Source organism: Methylobacterium sp. CM6241, assembly GCF_054817845.1.
The window spans coordinates 2499411-2514599 of record NZ_CM139246.1; the positions used below are offsets into that span (position 1 = coordinate 2499411).

Sequence of the window (15189 nt, forward strand, 5' to 3'; positions counted from 1 at the left end):
GAGATGACCGAACCGATTTACAGGCTTCGCCGTTTTTCTCTGCCTGGGTTGCAGCACGGTGCCGCAGCGCGGAGGCCACCGGGCGACGCCCGGACAAGAGGAGGGAGACAGAGCATCATGCGTATCGCGACGTGGATGGTCGTTCTGATGGGGGTATTGGGCGGGACCTATGGTTCCTTGAACCAGGCGCGCGCCGCTCCACTGCCCGTCACCGCCATCGAGGGAGCTGCCGCAACGCCGCTTGTGGCGCAGGCCCATTGGCACCGTCACCGCTGGCATCGCCGCCATCACTGGCATCGTCGTCACGTCTGGCACCGGCCGCATTACGGCTACAGGCGGCATTATTGGCGGCCACATTTCTACCGCCCAGTCTACGGCTACCACCGTCCCGCCTATGGATGGCGCCGGCCCTACTGGCATCGCCGTCATCATTGGCATCGTCACCACTGGCACCGCCGGCATTGGCACCACCGCCACCACCATTGGCGCCGGTTCTACTGACGCTTCAGCGAGAGTGCCGTATCGCCTGGCGGCGGGGGCATAGGCCCCCGCCGTCGCCTTGTTCAAGCCGGCCAGGGCTGCCCGCGATGGATAGCGTCGGCCTCCGGCGTCATCACGCCGTCCTCGCCATGCACGATGAGCGGCGGCGCCAGCGAAAAAGGCGCGCGGCTTCCCTTGATGCCCGTGATTAGAACACGAATCGCGGGCCGCCCCGCTCGCGCATGGACCGGTCGAACCATGATCCCTCCGAAGCGCCTCCTCATGGCGGCGAGGCAGTCGGGCAGGGCATCGGCGCGATGGATCAGGCCAAGCGTCCCTCCGGGCTTCAGCACATCGAGGCAGGCCTTCAGCCAGGGTTCAAGCCCGCCCTCCGCGAAGGTATGGGCCGAAGCTTTCCCCGCGACGGGCGATGGCCTGTGACGCTCCACCTCGAAGAAGGGAGGGTTGGTAAGCACGATGTCGGCCATCTCGGGTCCGAGCCCGGCCGCCCGGCGGGCTTCGACCGAGAAGACGTCCGCGGCGATGACGACCGCCCGACCCTGAAGTCCGTTCTCCTCGATATTCCTGCGGGCGAGACGAACGAGGTCCGCGTCTCTCTCCACCAGGACGATCCTGGCGCTCGGTTCCTCTAGCGCCGCCGCGAGACCCACCGCTCCGCTTGCCGCACCGACATCGACGATCGTGGAATCCGGCTTCGGTCGCACCAACCGGCTCAGTAATGCCGCATCCGTCCCCGCGCGGTGGGCGCCTCGCGGCGGCTGATACAGGCGAAGACGTCCGCCGAGCCAGAGATCCGGCACAGTCTCCGCCTGCTCGTCACCCGGTTCACGCATCGCGCAGTTCGTGCGCGAGGCCGGCATCCTCGAGAAGACGGCGCGCTTCGGTCGCATGGTCGTCGGGCACGAGAAGCCTTCGTGCGAAAGCGCCGATCGAACCTTCCAGCAGGCTCATGTGGATGTCGGCGACGAGAACCGGAATCTCCGCCCCCTGAAGGAGCGACTCGGCAAAGCCCATCAGGACGATGTCGTTGCTCCGGATGAGTTCTCGCATGCGTCCACCCGCCCCATCGGCGGCTCCCTGCCGCCACCCTTTGTATACAGCGAGAAACGCGGGATGTTGCAGCGCCTCGGCGCGCATGCGAAGGGGTGCCCGCGTGGATGTTGGTCACGGGAGATAACCCGGCCGAGCGGATCGGCCCGAGCGGCGGGTGCGCCGCCGGGATCTGCCTGGTGTGAAAAGCTCGGGAGGCATCGAGTTTGGGTGTCGTCGTTTCCTTCGATGAGGGCCGCTCCGATCCGGAGTCGAGCCTGAACGATCTTGTGGCGCTGGTCGCCAAGGGGATGGAGCGCGTGAACGCGACCATCCTGTCGCGAACCGGATCCGATGTCGCGATGATTCCGGAGGTGGCCAACCATCTCATCGCGTCCGGGGGCAAGCGCCTTCGCCCTATCCTCACCCTCGCCACCGCCGATCTCTGCGGCTACGGGGCCGGGGAGGGGGCGGTGAAGCTCGCCGCCAGTGTCGAGTTCATGCACACCGCGACCCTGCTCCACGACGACGTGGTGGACGAAAGCGACATGCGGCGCGGCCGCGTCGCGGCGCGGATCAAGTGGGGCAACGAGGCGAGCGTGCTCGTCGGTGATTTCCTGCTCGGCCAGGCCTTCCGCATGATGGTGGAAGTCGGCTCTCTACGTGCTCTCGACATCCTCTCGGCCGCCGCGACCGTCATCGCCGAGGGCGAGGTGATGCAGCTCACCGCCGCCAAAAACACCGAGACCTCGGAGGACGAGTATCTCGCCGTCATCCGCGCGAAGACGGCGGAATTGTTCGCCGCCGCCTGCGAGGTCGGCCCGGTGATCGCCGACCGCCCAAGGGCGGAGCAGGCGGCGTGCCGCTCCTACGGCATGAATCTCGGGATCGCCTTCCAGTTGATCGACGACGTGCTCGATTACGGCGGCACCAGTGCTTCGATGGGCAAGAATGTCGGCGACGATTTCCGCGAGGGGAAGATCACCCTGCCGATCGTCCTTGCTTTCCGACGGGGCAGCGAGGAGGAGCGCACCTTCTGGCGTCGCACACTCCAGGACGGTCAGGTCGAAGAGTCCGATCTCGACACAGCGCTTGCCATCCTGCGGAAACACCGGGCTCTCGAAGACACGATCGACCGCGCTCGGCATTACGGCGCCATCGCCCGTGACGCCCTGGCGCTGTTCCCCAACGGGCCGATGAAATCGGCCCTGCTTCAGGTGGTGGATTTCTGCATCGCCCGCGCGCACTGAGCCGAAAGCGGCCAGCCGATCACGGCTCGTCACACGAGCCGTGCAGGGAAGGCCGTCACCGCAGCAAAGCGGCTCGGACCCACCAGGATGGCTGCATCGCGCGGATGGCGGCAGCCGCCCGAACCGCATCGGATCGGGTGGCGAACAAGCCGAACACCGTAGCACCGGAGCCGGACATGCGGGCGAGCCGGCATCCCGGCCGGTCGCGCAGGGCCGTGAGCGTATCTGCGATGACGGGGGCGACCGTGAGCGCCGGCGCCTCGAGATCGTTACGAGCCGGCGTCACCGCCGCCAGGATCTCGCCGAAGCCGAGACCTCGCGCGACGAGCGGGTGGGCCTCGCCAGCGTGGTGCTGCCCCACCGTCAGCCCCAGCGCCTTGAAGACCGGCGAGGTGGCGACCGGCACACCGGGATTGATCAGCACAGCCGGCAACGGCGCGAAATCGAGCGCCGGTCCGACATCCTCTCCGGCACCCCGCATCATCCGACCGCGCGGATCGAGGCAGACGGGAACGTCCGCCCCAGTGGCGCGGGCGGCCTCGACGATTGCGGGGTGATCGAGGGGAAGGTCGTTGAGGCGCGCCAGCAGCCGCAGGGCTGCGGCGGCATCCGACGATCCGCCACCGATCCCGGCCGCCACGGGCAGACGCTTGATGAGGTGGAAGCCACCGAGACGAAGCCCTGGGATGGCCTTGGCCACCCCTCGGGCGGCGCGGATGACGAGGTTGTCGTCGAGGGGACCGGCCGGTCCGGCGGTGGGTCCCGACACGTCCAGGGTTAGGTTGGTGCCGGGCTCCAGGCTCAGCGTATCCCCCGAACCGGTGAAGGCCACGAGGCTTTCGAGCTCGTGGTAGCCATCCCCCTCACGACGGCCGAGGACGTGAAGGGTGAGATTGATCTTCGCCGGAGCGCGGGTGACGAGGATTGGCACGGCTTGCTCTGTCGGAGAGGGGCGGGTCTTTCGACCGCGGGAATGCGCGGCCGGTCTGGCCCCGCGATCCCCCACCCGTCAAGCCGGGTCTCAGCCGCCGGTCTTCTTGTCGGCCGCGCCGGGGGGCTCGCTCGGAGCCGGAGCACCCTTCGGCAGATCGGGATTCACCTTCTCCGCCTCGGGAGGATTCTCGGCGGTAGCGGCGGGCTTTTCGAGTTCCGGCAGGCCGTCCTTGAGCTTGGCATTGATCTTCACGAGATCGTCCGGCTCTGGGTTCAGGTCCTTGGCATGCTGCCACTGGAACTTGCCTTCGAGCCTCCGGCCCGAGCGCCAGTACGCATCGCCCAGATGGTCGTTGATCGTGGGGTCGCCGGGCTTGAGTTCGATGGCCTTCTCCAGCTCGCGCACGGCATCGTCGTAGCGCCCGAGGCGGAAATAAGCCCAGCCGAGGCTGTCGATGATCATGCCGTCGCGCGGGCTCGCATCGACGGCCTGCTTCAGCATGGTGAAGGCCTCGTCGATATTCATGTTCTGGTCGACCCAGGAATAGGCGAGGTAGTTGAGCACTTGCGCCCGCGCCGCCGGTTGGTTCGGCGGAACCAGTTCCAGCGCCTTCTTGAGGTCGGCCTCGGCCTTGGGCCATTGCTTGGCCCGCTCGTAGGCGGTGCCGCGGAAGTAGAAGGTCGTCCAGTAATTGGACGCCGGCTGCTTGCCGATGAGCTCGATGGCGCGGCTGTAGGTGGCCGCCGCCTCTTCGTACTTCTTGCGCGAGCGCTGGACGTTGCCGAGGGCGGTCACGACGTCGATGCTGTCGGGATGCTCCTTCATCGCGGCGTCGAGGAGTTGGGTCGCCTCTTCGCCCTTGCCCATCTGCTCCAGATTGAGGCCGATCTGGATATCGGCGTTGAGCTTCAGCGGCGAAGATGCAGGCATCTGCGCATAGGCGTCGTTGGCGCGCTCGGTCTGCTTCATCCGGTCGAGCGTATCGGCGAGGGTCAGGCGGGCGAGGGCGTGCTCAGGGGCGAGATAGAGGGCAAGGCGCAGATAGACCACGGCGGGCAACTCGTCGCCCTGGGTCGATCCGGCCGAGCCGAGCCCGTAGAGCACCTCGCCGGCGCCCTCCTGAGCGGTGTTGACGAGGCGGGTCAACGGCTTGCCGGCCTTGAGCTTGTCGAGGGCGTCACGCACGATCGGGTGGCGCGGCAGAAGCTGGTCGAAGTTGGTGTAGGCCTGGATCGCGAGGTCCGTGCGGCCGGCCTGCGCTTCGAACCGGGCATAGGCATCGACGATGCGCAGGGTATTCTGGTCGGCGTCGTAGGCGGCCTTGAGCCGGCGCTCCGCTTCCGCCTGATCGCCGACGAGGTTGGCGATCAACCCGGCATGGAAGTCGCGGAAAGTGTTGTAAGAGCGCTCGCCCTTCAGCTTGTTCACCACTTCGAGGGCGCGCTTGCCATCATTGGCACCGGCATAGGCCCAGGCGGTCAGGAGAGTGCTGGTGAGATCGGCTGCAGCACCCCGTCCGCTGCGGGCGAAGTTCTGACGGGCCTGCGCGAACTGGCCGGCCTTGATCTGGCGAACCCCGAGGCTGAGCTGGGCGAGGCCGTTCGATCCATCGCGGGCGGTGAGGCGCTCGGCCGCGCGGAAGGCGTCGGGCAGAGCGCCGTCCGCGAGCAGCGACACGAAGGCGCGCTCGAGCAATTCCGCATTGCGCGGATCCGCCTTCACGGCCTCGCGGTAGAAGCTCGCGGCGGCGGAGGTGTCCTTGGACGCGCCGGCGATATAGGCGGACAGGAAGTTGCCCTCCAGCGACTCGGCCGGCTCGTACTCCGTCACCGGAGCCGATTCCCGGGGCTGGGCGGCCAGGGCCGTGACCGACGTCGCCACGGAGGCGGCGAGGCACAGGGCGAGAGCCGAGAGGGTCCGGCGGGTCGCGGCGTTTCCGTTCATGGGCACCAGTCGCGTTTGTAGCGCATCGTCCGTCAGGGACCGATGCCGATCGGGCGGGGACACTGAACTCTTCCCGCCATCCTCGCAAGGCGAAAGGATGGCGGGCAGTTAGGGTCCGGTGCGTCCTCACATGTTGGGATAGTTCGGCCCGCCCGGCCCCTCCGGCGTCACCCAATTGATGTTCTGGTTGGGGTCCTTGATATCGCAGGTCTTGCAGTGGACGCAGTTCTGCGCGTTGATCTGGTAGCGCACGCCATTGCCCTCCTGCACCCATTCGTAGACGCCCGCCGGGCAGTAGCGCGCCGAGGGGCCGCCATAGACGTCGTGCTCCGAGGACTTCTGGAGCGCCGCGTCCTTGACGTTGAGATGCGGCGGCTGGTCTTCTTCGTGATTGGTGTTCGAAAGATAGACCGAGGAGAGCCGGTCGAAGGTCAATTTACCGTCGGGCTTCGGATAGACGATCGGCGTCACCTCCGAGATCGGCTTCGTGGCGAGGTGATCGGGCTTGCCGTGTTTGAGCGTGCCGAACGGCGAGGCGTCGAGAATCGTCTGCGACCACATGTCGAGGCCGCCGAGGCCTACGCCTACAAGCGTGCCGTATTTCGACCAGAGCGGCTTGACGTTGCGCACGCGCTTGAGGTCGCGGCCAATGTCGCTGTCGCGCCAGCCCGTCTCGTAATCGGTGAGTTCGTCGCCTTGCCGGCCGGCAGTGAGAGCGGCCGCGATGGCCTCGGCCGCCTGCATCCCGGAAAGCACGGCGTTGTGCGAACCCTTGATGCGCGGCACGTTGACGAAGCCGGCCGAGCAGCCGACGAGGCAGCCGCCGGGGAAGACAAGCTTCGGCACCGATTGCCAGCCGCCTTCCATGATCGCGCGGGCACCGTATCCGATGCGCTTGGCGCCCTCGAACACGTCGCGGATCATCGGGTGGGTCTTGAAGCGCTGGAACTCGTCGAACGGCGACAGGGTCGGGTTCTCGTAATTCAGATGCGTGACGAAGCCGACAGAGAGCAGGTGATCGTCGAAATGATAGAGCCAGGAGCCGCCGCCGGTCTTGTTCGAAAGCGGCCAGCCCATCGTGTGGCGCACGAGACCGGGCTCGAACGTCTCCGGCTTCAGCTGCCAGAGTTCCTTGACGCCGAGGCCATACTTCTGGTGATCGCTGTCCCGGTTGAGCTGGAAGCGGTCGATCAGCGTCTTGGTGAGCGAGCCGCGCGCGCCCTCGCCGAAGATCGTGTACTTGCCGCGCAGCTCCATGCCGCGGGTGTAGTCGTCCCGCGGTTCGCCGGACCTGCCGATGCCGAGATCCCCGGTGGCCACGCCGATGACGGTACCGGCATCGTCGTAGAGCACTTCCGAGGCCGGGAAGCCTGGATAGATCTCGACGCCGAGTTCCTCGGCCTTGGCGCCGAGATACTTCGTCATGTTCGAGAGCGAGCCGACGAAATTACCGTGGTTCGACATGAATTTCGGGAAAGCGAAGTTCGGCAGCGCGATGCCGCTGTTCTTGGTGAGGAACAGGAACTCGTCGCGCTCGACCTCGGTCTTGAGCGGCCGGGCCTCGTCCTGACGCCAATCGGGGAGCAGGCGGTCGAGCCCGAGCGGATCGATCACGGCGCCGGACAGGATATGCGCGCCGACCTCGGACCCCTTCTCGACCACGACGACGGTGAGATCGGCGGCGATCTGCTTGAGGCGGATCGCGGCGGCAAGGCCAGCGGGCCCCGCACCGACGATCACCACGTCGAAATCCATACCCTCGCGCTCAGGCAACGCCATCCTATAAACTCCTCCTGCCGCGCGACCCGAAACCGATCGAGACCAGCCGTCGAATGCGCGATGTTATGATTGCGAACACTCTCAACCCATTCCAAGCTGGGAACGCAAGCCTGCGGATGGTCTCAGCTTTGCTCTGGCCGTCCCGCAGCCATGCAGACGATGGTAGATCCCGCCCCGCGAAGTGTTGTCCACAGGCTCCGCAAGAGCCACATCGAGAACCATGAGCCAAGGCCCCGACCACCAGCGCGACGTGATCGCCGAACTGGACTTCCATGCGGAATCCGGCGTCGATCTTTGTCTCGACGAACGCCCGCACGATCGCTTCTCCGAAACCGACGATCCTGCGCCCTGGCGCCCGGCGACGATACAGCGCGGATCGCCATCCCCCGTATCGTCGCAGCGGGCCGAACTGTCTGGCGAGGGGCCGCAGGCCGATCCGGTGCCGCCTCGCCGCGAGTTGCCGGCGCGAGGGCAGGCGCCGTCGGCCCCGCCGGCTCGGACCTATGGACAATCCGCGGCAGCGAAACCCGGAGAGGCTGCGGGCGACGCTCGGGCGCGGGCTCGCGACGTCGCCTCTCTCGAAGAGCTTGAGGCACTGCTCGCCACATTCGATGGTTGCCCCCTCAAGTTCACCGCCAAGAATCTCGTCTTCGCCGACGGAAACCCGGCGTCGAAACTCATGTTCATCGGTGAGGCACCGGGAGCGGACGAGGACCGCGTCGGCAAGCCGTTCATGGGCCGCTCGGGTCAACTGCTCGACCGGATGATGGCGGCGATCGGTCTCGACCGGACAAAAGCCTACGTCACCAACATCGTGCCATGGCGACCACCGGGAAACCGCAACCCGACACCACAGGAGGTGTCGATCTGCAAACCCTTCATCGAACGCCAGATCGAACTCGCCGACCCGGACATCATCGTCTGCCTCGGCAGTCCGGCGACACAGGCGATCACCGGCACGAAAGACGGTATCCTGAAGGCGCGAGGACGGATCTATCCCTATCGGGTGGGTGACCGGGAGGTGAAGGCTCTGGCGACCCTCCACCCGGCCTATCTTCTCCGCCAGCCGCTCCAAAAACGGCTCGCGTGGCGGGATTTCCGCCTGCTGAGGGCAACCCTCGACGGCAAAGCGTAGGGCGAAAGCCGGGGTGGAAGCGGAACCGTATCTTTCACCGCGGGATTAGTTCGGGCACACGGGACCGAAGACAGTGATGCGCGTGTCGACCGAGTTCCGGTAGGGCTACGCCACGAAGGGTGACGAGATCATGCGCTGGGAAGATTTCCGCTCTTCGGACAACGTCGAGGACCGCCGTGGCGAAGGCGGCGGGGGCGGCGGAGGCTTTCCGGGTGGCGGTGCCGGCGGGCTCGGCATCGGCACCATCGTCATCCTTTGCATCATCGGCTGGGTCACCGGCATCAATCCCGCCATCCTGATCGGTGGCGCCGAGCAGATGAGCGGCGGCGGACAACCGCGCCAGGAGCGTGTCGATCCGCAGACCCAGGCCCAGCGCAAGACAAAGCCAGCGGACGAGAGCGGACGTTTCGCGGCTGCGATCCTCGGTAATACCGAGGACGTCTGGAAGGAAATTCTCCCGAACCAGACCGGCAAGCAGTACCGCCCAACCGGCATGGTGCTTTACACCGGAGGCACGCGCAGCGGCTGTGGATCGGCGCAGGCCGCGATGGGGCCGTTCTATTGTCCGCTCGATAAGAAGGTCTACCTCGACACGTCGTTCTTCAAGGAGATGGAGCAGAAGTTCGGGGTCAAAGGCGATTTCGCCTATGCTTATGTGATCGCTCACGAAGTCGGCCACCACGTTCAGGACGAACTGGGCATCCTGGGCAAGGTCCAGGGTCGCCAGCAGGCGGCATCCAGCAAGGTCGAGTCTAACCAATTGTCGGTACGCGTGGAGTTGATGGCCGATTGCCTCGCCGGCGTCTGGGCCAAGAACTCCAACGACAAGTATAACTCTTTGGAGCTCGGTGACATCGAGGAAGCCATGCAGGCAGCCAGTGCCATCGGCGACGATAAGCTCCAGAAGCAGTCGCAGGGCTACGCCGTGCCGGATTCCTTCACGCACGGCTCGTCGGACCAGCGGATGCGGTGGTTCATGACAGGCTACAAGAGCGGCCAGACCAAGTCCTGCGATACGTTCCGCGCGGCGCGGAACTGAGGCGGCAGCTGCTACAAGAGCCGGGCACGGTATCGTGTCCGCCCCGGGCAGCGGCCGAGGACGCTCATATGTCGGGATCGACCATCGGGCCCATTCATGGGTAGAACGAAGCGTTATCGCCGAGCCGAGAGCAGCTAGCCATGGTCGCCGCAGACAAGACCCGTAGCTTTATCCCGCTTTCTATCGCGGTGCTGACCGTCTCCGATACTCGTGTTGCCGAAGATGATCGTTCCGGCGACACGCTGTGTGAGCGGCTCGTGGCGGCCGGGCACAGTCTCGCCGGTAGAGCCATCGTGCCCGATGAGGTGGCGGCGATCCGCGCTCAGGTGGAATCGTGGACCAGGGATCCGTCGGTCGACGTCGTGATCACCACCGGCGGCACCGGTTTTACTGGACGCGACGTGACGCCGGAAGCGCTCGAGCCGCTATTCGAGAAGCGGATGGATGGCTTCTCGGCGGTCTTCCACCGCATCTCCTACGACAAGATCGGGACGTCCACCCTGCAGTCACGGGCCATGGCAGGACTCGCGAACGCGACATTCGTCTTCGTCCTGCCGGGTTCGCCGGGCGCCTGCCGCGACGCTTGGGACGGCATTCTCTCGGCTCAGCTCGATTATCGGCACCGGCCCTGCAACTTCGTCGAGATCATGCCACGCCTGGACGAACACCTTCGACGCGGCGCTTCGATCCCGGTCTGATCACCCTCGGTTGAGCCGCACATTCACCCGTCGCGGATGCAGGCGGGTCGAGAAGACGCCGCTTGCGATCAGGCGGTCGCGGCGCACGAGGTCCCCGGCGCGGGGCGCACGGACACCGATCACGGACTCACCCTGCGCCGCAAGACGCGACGGCAGCCCGGCATGCGGCCGGCGCAATCGCCCGAGGACCATTTCCGGCCGCGCCGTGCCGATGAACCGATCGATCGTGCGGATCCAGCCCTCGGCCGGAACGTCGCCTGCTTCGAGGCAGAGGACCCACTCCCGCCGCGCGGCCTTCGCGCCAGCCGACCAAGGGGGCGTACCACCCGAACGGACCACGAAGGTCGCGCCGGTTGCCTCGGCGACGGCATCGACCGCTGCGTTATGGGTTGGGGCGATGATCACCGCATCGCCGACGAGCCCGGCAGCAACGCCCTCGACGAGAGCCCCCAGGGTGTCGGCGAGCTGGTCGACCGCCAAGGGGTCGGCCGGCCTCGCCACATGGATCAGAGCCGAAATCATGCGCGCGCATAGCGTATTTTCAGCGTGGGAAAAGCCAGGTGGCCGCGAAAGCTCCGCAAGAAACCGTTCCGGGGCGTCATAAGCCGGCGATTGCTCGAAATAAGGGCAGCGCTAGCCGACGTGTTCCTGATATGTTCGGATCGTAAGGACGGGTGGCGAAAGCGAAGGCTAAAGTCGCCGTATGGTCTTGGCGTCAGGGCGAATTAGGGGTCACGGATGCGACAGGATGGTAAGATCGATTATCTCGAATTGCCGGGCGGCGATCTCGACCGGGTGAAAGCGTTCTACGGGACGGCTTTCGGGTGGAGCTTCGTCGATTACGGCCCTCGCTACGCCGCCTTCGAACAGGGCCTCGATGGCGGTCTCGATGCCGATGCACCGAGAGCGATGCCGTTGCCCGTGCTCTACGCCGAGGATCTCGAAGCCATGCAGGCCCGCGTCGAGGCGGCAGGTGGCACGATCGTAGCGCCGATCTTCACCTTTCCCGGCGGCCGTCGCTTTCATTTCACGGACCCGGCCGGGACGGAACTCGCAGCGTGGTCCGAGCGGTGAAGGATGGTGGCGGCGAATGCGATGACCCATTCGCCGTCCCCGCTCGGCGGCTTGCGGGAAGCACCTTCCCCACAAGCGCACGCAAGGGACGTGGGGCGACGGCCAACCCCAGCGGTCGCTACGAGCCGGCGCGGCGCGAGACGTTCGACGACGGCTGGGCTTCGGATGACGCGGTCCGGCGCCTGCCGACGGAAGATCTTCCCGAGCGCGCACGCAGCATCCTGACACGGAATACTTCGCCGGACCTGCCGTTCGATCGCTCGATCAATCCCTATCGCGGCTGCGAGCACGGTTGCGTCTACTGCTTCGCCCGGCCCAACCATGCCTATGTGGGCCTTTCGCCGGGCATCGATTTCGAAACGAAGCTGTTCCACAAGGCGAACGCGGCCGAGTTGCTGGAGCGGGAGCTCTCGGTGCAGGGCTACGTGCCGGAGACGATCGCCCTCGGGACGGCAACGGACCCGTACCAACCCATCGAACGCGACCACGGCATCACCCGCGCTGTGCTCGGCGTGCTGGCGCGTTTCCGCCATCCCGTCGGTATCGTCACCAAATCGAATCTCGTCGCCCGCGATATCGATATTCTGGCGCCGATGGCCGAACTCGGACTCGTCAAAGTGGCGATGTCGGTGACCACACTCGACCCGGTCCTCGCCCGGCGCATGGAGCCTCGCGCTCCTCATCCGGCTCGGCGCCTCGATGCGATCCGCCAGCTGAGCCGCGCCGGCATCCCGGTCATGGTGATGATGGCGCCGGTCATTCCGTCGCTGAACGACCATGAGATCGAGGCGGTGTTGGAGCGGGCGCGGGAATGCGGTGCCGTCGAGGCACGGCATGTCCTCCTACGGCTGCCTCTCGAACTCGACGACCTCGTGAACGACTGGTTCGCCGAACATTATCCTGGACGCCAGCGCCATGTGATGTCGCTCGTGCGAGAGGCCCGCGGCGGCAAAGCCTATGATGCGACTTTCGGCCGGCGGATGACCGGCGGCGGCGCCTATGCCGACCTCATCGCCCAACGCATGCGGCTCGCAAAGCAGCGTCTCGGCTATGCAGATGCACGCATTACCCTGCGCACGGATCTCTTCGACCGCACGGCCGCGACCGGGGCTCAGCTCAGCCTGTTGTGACTACCGCGGGTGATGAAGCAAAACGCTTGGTGAAGCTCACCCGGTGATGCGCCGAACGGCCCATTCTCTCCAAGCCGGCAAGGTGGGAAGCGGTCCCGTATCCGACATTTCGATCCCAGGCATAGGCCGGATGACGGGTGGCCAGGGCCCGCATGAGATCGTCCCGCAGGGTCTTGGCGACGATGGACGCCGCGGCGATCTGCGGTACGAGCCGGTCGCCACCGATCACCGCCCGGCACGGAAGAGCAAGGCCGGGAATGCTGTCGCGGCCATCGACGGACACGGGCGCATCGAGCCCGAGTTTCTCGACGGCTCTCTTCATGGCGTCGAGGGTCGCGGCGCGGATGTTGATCCGGTCCACGAGAGCACGCGAGCCGGCGGCGACCGCAACCTCGGCATGTTCCCTGATCAGCGGAGTCAGGCGCTCCCGCGTCGCCCGGTCGAGCTTCTTGCTATCATCGAGGCAGGCGAGCACTGAGGCCGGGAACACGGCCGGATCGAACCACACAGCCGCCACGATCACGGGGCCGGATAGAGCGCCCCGCCCGACCTCGTCGCAACCGATGAGAGCGGGGAGGGTGCGGGCGACGGAATCGGTGAACGGTCTGGGCATCGGGCCGTCTGCCTACACCCGTCCCGTCCGACGGTCACGGGATGGACGGGCAGAAACGTGTGGGAGGCCAATTTCTCCTACCAGCGGGATCACGGAGCCATCCCTCGTCGCCGGGTCAAACGGCCGGTGCGGCCCGGAACGATCGGCGCCGGGGGACGGGAAGGCCGGTGCCGTGCGCCAACGAGATGTTGGTGAAGAACTGGCGCGCGCTCTCGCTCCACGTGTAGCGCAGGGCCTCCGCGCGGCAGCGTTCACGAGAAATCGACAGAGCGGCGAGCGCGGCCTCGCGCAGGTCGGGCCCGAGAATTCCGGCGCCGGTGCCACCGATGACGTCGAGCGGTCCGGTCACCGGGTAGGCCGCCACCGGTACGCCACAGGCCAGGGCTTCGAGCAGCACGATGCCGAACGTGTCGGTCAGGCTCGGAAACACGAAGACGTCCGCCGCCGCATAGATCCGGGCGAGCGCCGCCCCGGTGAGGGTGCCGAGGAAGCACGCCTGCGGATACAGGCCGGCGAGACGCGCCCTGTCCGGTCCGTCTCCCACCACAACCTTCGTGCCCGGCAGGTCGAGATCGAGGAAGGCCGCGACGTTCTTCTCCACCGCCAGTCGGCCGACGAAAAGAAAGAACGGTCCGGGCAACCCGACCAGGGCATCCGGCAGGACGTCATCCGGCCCAGCGGGGCGAAAGAGGTCGGTATCGACTCCCCGCGTCCAGCGCATCAGGTTACCGAACCCACGGGAGGCGAGGTCACGCTCGAGGGATGGGGTCGATACCATCGTACCGCTCGCCGCGCCGTGGAAACGCCGCAGCCAGGCGTAGCTCCAACTCTCCGGAACGGGCGCGCGGGCGGCGAGATATTCGGGAAAGCGCGTGTGGTAGCTCGTGGTGAACGGGCGGCCATGCGAGAGGCAATAGCGGCGGGTCGCGTAGCCGACGGTCCCCTCGGTCGCCACATGCACATGGGTCGGCGCAAGATCGGCCCAGAGGCGTGCGACCTTACCTTTCGTGGCATAGGAAAGCCGTATCTCGGGATATCCCGGAAGCGGCACCGAAGCGAAATCCTGATGGGTCAGGAACACCGTCTCGAACCCGAGCTCGCGGCCGGCGCTGGCCATGTTCTCGAGCGAACGGACCACCCCGTTGACCTGCGGGTGCCAAGCATCGGTGGCGATCAGCAGCCTCACGCGACCGCCCTTGCCGGATTCGAGAGGACCGCGCCTCGTTCCGCCTCTTCGGCGGCAGCGCGTGCCCGCAGTACGCTCGGGTAATGCAGCACCTCCATGGTGCCATCGTAATGCTCGACGATGGCGGTGCAGGATTCCACCCAATCCCCGGTGTTCAGATAGGTCAGCCCGGCGATCTGGCGGTGAGCGGCATGGTGGATATGTCCGCAGATGACGCCGTCGGCGCCCACGCGCTTCGCCTCCGCGCTCAAAAGCTCCTCGAACTTTCCGATGAAATTGACGGCGTTCTTCACCTTCAACTTCGCCCAGGCCGAGAGTGACCAGTAGGCGAGTCCGAGGCGGCGCCGGATCGTGTTCAGATGCGTGTTGATGAAGAGCGCGAACGTGTAAGCCCCGTCACCCAGGAAGGCGATCCATTTGGCATGCCGAACGACCATGTCGAACTGGTCGCCGTGGATGACGAGGTAGCGCTTGCCGTCTGCCGCGACGTGGATCCGGTCGTCCACGACCTCGATCCCACCGAACGTCATGCCGAGATAATCTCTCAGGAATTCGTCGTGGTTGCCGGGGATGTAGATCAACGTCGAGCCCTTGCGCACTTTGCGCAACAGCTTCTGCACCACGTCGTTGTGGCTCTGCGGCCAGAACCAGCCCGATTTGAGCTGCCAGCCGTCGACGATATCGCCGACGAGGTAGATCTCATCGGCGTCGTAATCCCGCAGGAATTCCAGCAGTAACCCTGCCTGACAGCCCTTCGTGCCCAGATGCATATCGGACAGGAAGAGCGTCCTCACGCGGATCGTCTTCTCTGTATCTTCGCCCACGACCCACTCCGAATGGCTTCGGTGCGTTGAGCCAAACCGGATTCCCGTATCAG

General features: G+C 66.1%; 16 protein-coding genes. 7 read left to right on the plus strand and 9 right to left on the minus strand.

Going from position 1 to position 15189, the window contains the following annotated elements; translation table 11 throughout:
• Positions 1–117 precede the first annotated feature (117 nt).
• Positions 118–501: a hypothetical protein gene (locus ACYQR9_RS11550; RefSeq protein WP_207410721.1), complete on the plus strand. Its 384-nt coding sequence runs from the start codon at positions 118–120 to the stop codon at positions 499–501.
• A 62-nt stretch (positions 502–563) separates the two neighbouring features.
• On the opposite strand, the gene ACYQR9_RS11555 is transcribed toward ACYQR9_RS11550, so the two are convergent.
• Together ACYQR9_RS11555 and ACYQR9_RS11560 are read right to left on the minus strand one after the other, a co-directional pair.
• Entirely contained in the window at positions 564–1334 is a 771-nt protein-coding gene (locus ACYQR9_RS11555; RefSeq protein ID WP_461229644.1) for a tRNA1(Val) (adenine(37)-N6)-methyltransferase, read from the minus strand.
• A complete protein-coding gene (locus ACYQR9_RS11560; RefSeq protein WP_207410779.1) occupies positions 1327–1551 on the minus strand; it encodes a putative signal transducing protein in 225 nt (74 codons plus the stop codon). Before ACYQR9_RS11560 ends, ACYQR9_RS11555 begins: the two co-directional genes overlap by 8 nt.
• Before the next feature lie 206 nt (positions 1552–1757).
• On the opposite strand from ACYQR9_RS11560, the gene ACYQR9_RS11565 reads away from it, so the two are divergent.
• Positions 1758–2780, plus strand: a complete 1023-nt coding sequence (locus ACYQR9_RS11565; RefSeq protein WP_056430030.1) for a polyprenyl synthetase family protein — start codon at positions 1758–1760, stop codon at positions 2778–2780.
• A gap of 55 nt (positions 2781–2835) precedes the next feature.
• On the opposite strand, the gene ACYQR9_RS11570 is transcribed toward ACYQR9_RS11565, so the two are convergent.
• From ACYQR9_RS11570 to ACYQR9_RS11580, 3 genes are all read right to left on the minus strand, one after another.
• Positions 2836–3711, minus strand: a complete 876-nt coding sequence (locus ACYQR9_RS11570) for a 4-(cytidine 5'-diphospho)-2-C-methyl-D-erythritol kinase (RefSeq protein ID WP_461229645.1) — start codon at positions 3709–3711, stop codon at positions 2836–2838.
• A gap of 90 nt (positions 3712–3801) precedes the next feature.
• Positions 3802–5658 carry a tetratricopeptide repeat protein gene (locus ACYQR9_RS11575; RefSeq protein WP_461229646.1) on the minus strand — a complete coding sequence of 619 codons (1857 nt, stop codon included), beginning with the start codon at positions 5656–5658 and terminating at the stop codon, positions 3802–3804.
• Positions 5659–5784: 126 nt separating this feature from the next.
• On the minus strand, positions 5785–7437 hold the full coding sequence (locus ACYQR9_RS11580; protein ID WP_461229647.1) for an electron transfer flavoprotein-ubiquinone oxidoreductase: 1653 nt from the start codon (positions 7435–7437) through the stop codon (positions 5785–5787).
• 220 nt (positions 7438–7657) lie between these two features.
• Here ACYQR9_RS11580 and ACYQR9_RS11585 point away from each other — a divergent pair, with 220 nt between their 5' ends.
• The 3 genes from ACYQR9_RS11585 to moaB all read left to right on the plus strand — a co-directional run bounded on the left by ACYQR9_RS11585 (position 7658) and on the right by moaB (position 10309).
• Positions 7658–8572: a uracil-DNA glycosylase gene (locus tag ACYQR9_RS11585; RefSeq protein ID WP_461229648.1), complete on the plus strand. Its 915-nt coding sequence runs from the start codon at positions 7658–7660 to the stop codon at positions 8570–8572.
• Positions 8573–8702: 130 nt separating this feature from the next.
• Entirely contained in the window at positions 8703–9611 is a 909-nt protein-coding gene (gene ypfJ / locus ACYQR9_RS11590; RefSeq protein ID WP_461229649.1) for a KPN_02809 family neutral zinc metallopeptidase, read from the plus strand.
• Between the two features lie 140 nt (positions 9612–9751).
• Positions 9752–10309 (plus strand): molybdenum cofactor biosynthesis protein B, encoded by a 558-nt coding sequence (moaB, locus tag ACYQR9_RS11595; RefSeq protein WP_461229650.1) that lies wholly within the window; start codon positions 9752–9754, stop codon positions 10307–10309.
• On the opposite strand, the gene ACYQR9_RS11600 is transcribed toward moaB, so the two are convergent.
• A complete protein-coding gene (locus tag ACYQR9_RS11600; protein WP_461229651.1) occupies positions 10310–10831 on the minus strand; it encodes a hypothetical protein in 522 nt (173 codons plus the stop codon).
• Positions 10832–11047: 216 nt separating this feature from the next.
• Between ACYQR9_RS11600 and ACYQR9_RS11605 the strand changes: the two genes are divergently transcribed.
• Together ACYQR9_RS11605 and ACYQR9_RS11610 are read left to right on the plus strand one after the other, a co-directional pair.
• Positions 11048–11383: a VOC family protein gene (locus ACYQR9_RS11605; RefSeq protein WP_461229652.1), complete on the plus strand. Its 336-nt coding sequence runs from the start codon at positions 11048–11050 to the stop codon at positions 11381–11383.
• Positions 11380–12513, plus strand: a complete 1134-nt coding sequence (locus tag ACYQR9_RS11610; protein WP_461229786.1) for a PA0069 family radical SAM protein — start codon at positions 11380–11382, stop codon at positions 12511–12513. The genes ACYQR9_RS11605 and ACYQR9_RS11610 overlap by 4 nt, the downstream gene beginning before the upstream one ends.
• Here the strand turns inward: ACYQR9_RS11610 and ACYQR9_RS11615 are convergent.
• From ACYQR9_RS11615 to ACYQR9_RS11625, 3 genes are all read right to left on the minus strand, one after another.
• Positions 12500–13126 carry a ribonuclease HII gene (locus tag ACYQR9_RS11615; RefSeq protein WP_461229653.1) on the minus strand — a complete coding sequence of 209 codons (627 nt, stop codon included), beginning with the start codon at positions 13124–13126 and terminating at the stop codon, positions 12500–12502. The genes ACYQR9_RS11610 and ACYQR9_RS11615 overlap by 14 nt on opposite strands.
• Positions 13127–13241: 115 nt before the next feature.
• Positions 13242–14312: a glycosyltransferase family 4 protein gene (locus tag ACYQR9_RS11620; RefSeq protein ID WP_461229654.1), complete on the minus strand. Its 1071-nt coding sequence runs from the start codon at positions 14310–14312 to the stop codon at positions 13242–13244.
• Entirely contained in the window at positions 14309–15136 is an 828-nt protein-coding gene (locus ACYQR9_RS11625) for a UDP-2,3-diacylglucosamine diphosphatase (protein ID WP_056430064.1), read from the minus strand. The genes ACYQR9_RS11620 and ACYQR9_RS11625 overlap by 4 nt, the downstream gene beginning before the upstream one ends.
• Between the last annotated feature and the right edge of the window lie 53 nt (positions 15137–15189).

Coding starts and splice junctions, on each gene's coding strand:
- ACYQR9_RS11580 (WP_461229647.1), bottom strand. CDS start 7,437: ATGGCGTTGCCTGAGCGCGAGGGTATGGATTTCGACGTGGTGATCGTC.
- ACYQR9_RS11615 (WP_461229653.1), bottom strand. CDS start 13,126: ATGCCCAGACCGTTCACCGATTCCGTCGCCCGCACCCTCCCCGCTCTC.
- ypfJ (WP_461229649.1), top strand. CDS start 8,703: ATGCGCTGGGAAGATTTCCGCTCTTCGGACAACGTCGAGGACCGCCGT.
- ACYQR9_RS11585 (WP_461229648.1), top strand. CDS start 7,658: ATGAGCCAAGGCCCCGACCACCAGCGCGACGTGATCGCCGAACTGGAC.
- ACYQR9_RS11555 (WP_461229644.1), bottom strand. CDS start 1,334: ATGCGTGAACCGGGTGACGAGCAGGCGGAGACTGTGCCGGATCTCTGG.
- moaB (WP_461229650.1), top strand. CDS start 9,752: ATGGTCGCCGCAGACAAGACCCGTAGCTTTATCCCGCTTTCTATCGCG.
- ACYQR9_RS11550 (WP_207410721.1), top strand. CDS start 118: ATGCGTATCGCGACGTGGATGGTCGTTCTGATGGGGGTATTGGGCGGG.
- ACYQR9_RS11560 (WP_207410779.1), bottom strand. CDS start 1,551: ATGCGAGAACTCATCCGGAGCAACGACATCGTCCTGATGGGCTTTGCC.
- ACYQR9_RS11605 (WP_461229652.1), top strand. CDS start 11,048: ATGCGACAGGATGGTAAGATCGATTATCTCGAATTGCCGGGCGGCGAT.
- ACYQR9_RS11575 (WP_461229646.1), bottom strand. CDS start 5,658: ATGAACGGAAACGCCGCGACCCGCCGGACCCTCTCGGCTCTCGCCCTG.
- ACYQR9_RS11600 (WP_461229651.1), bottom strand. CDS start 10,831: ATGATTTCGGCTCTGATCCATGTGGCGAGGCCGGCCGACCCCTTGGCG.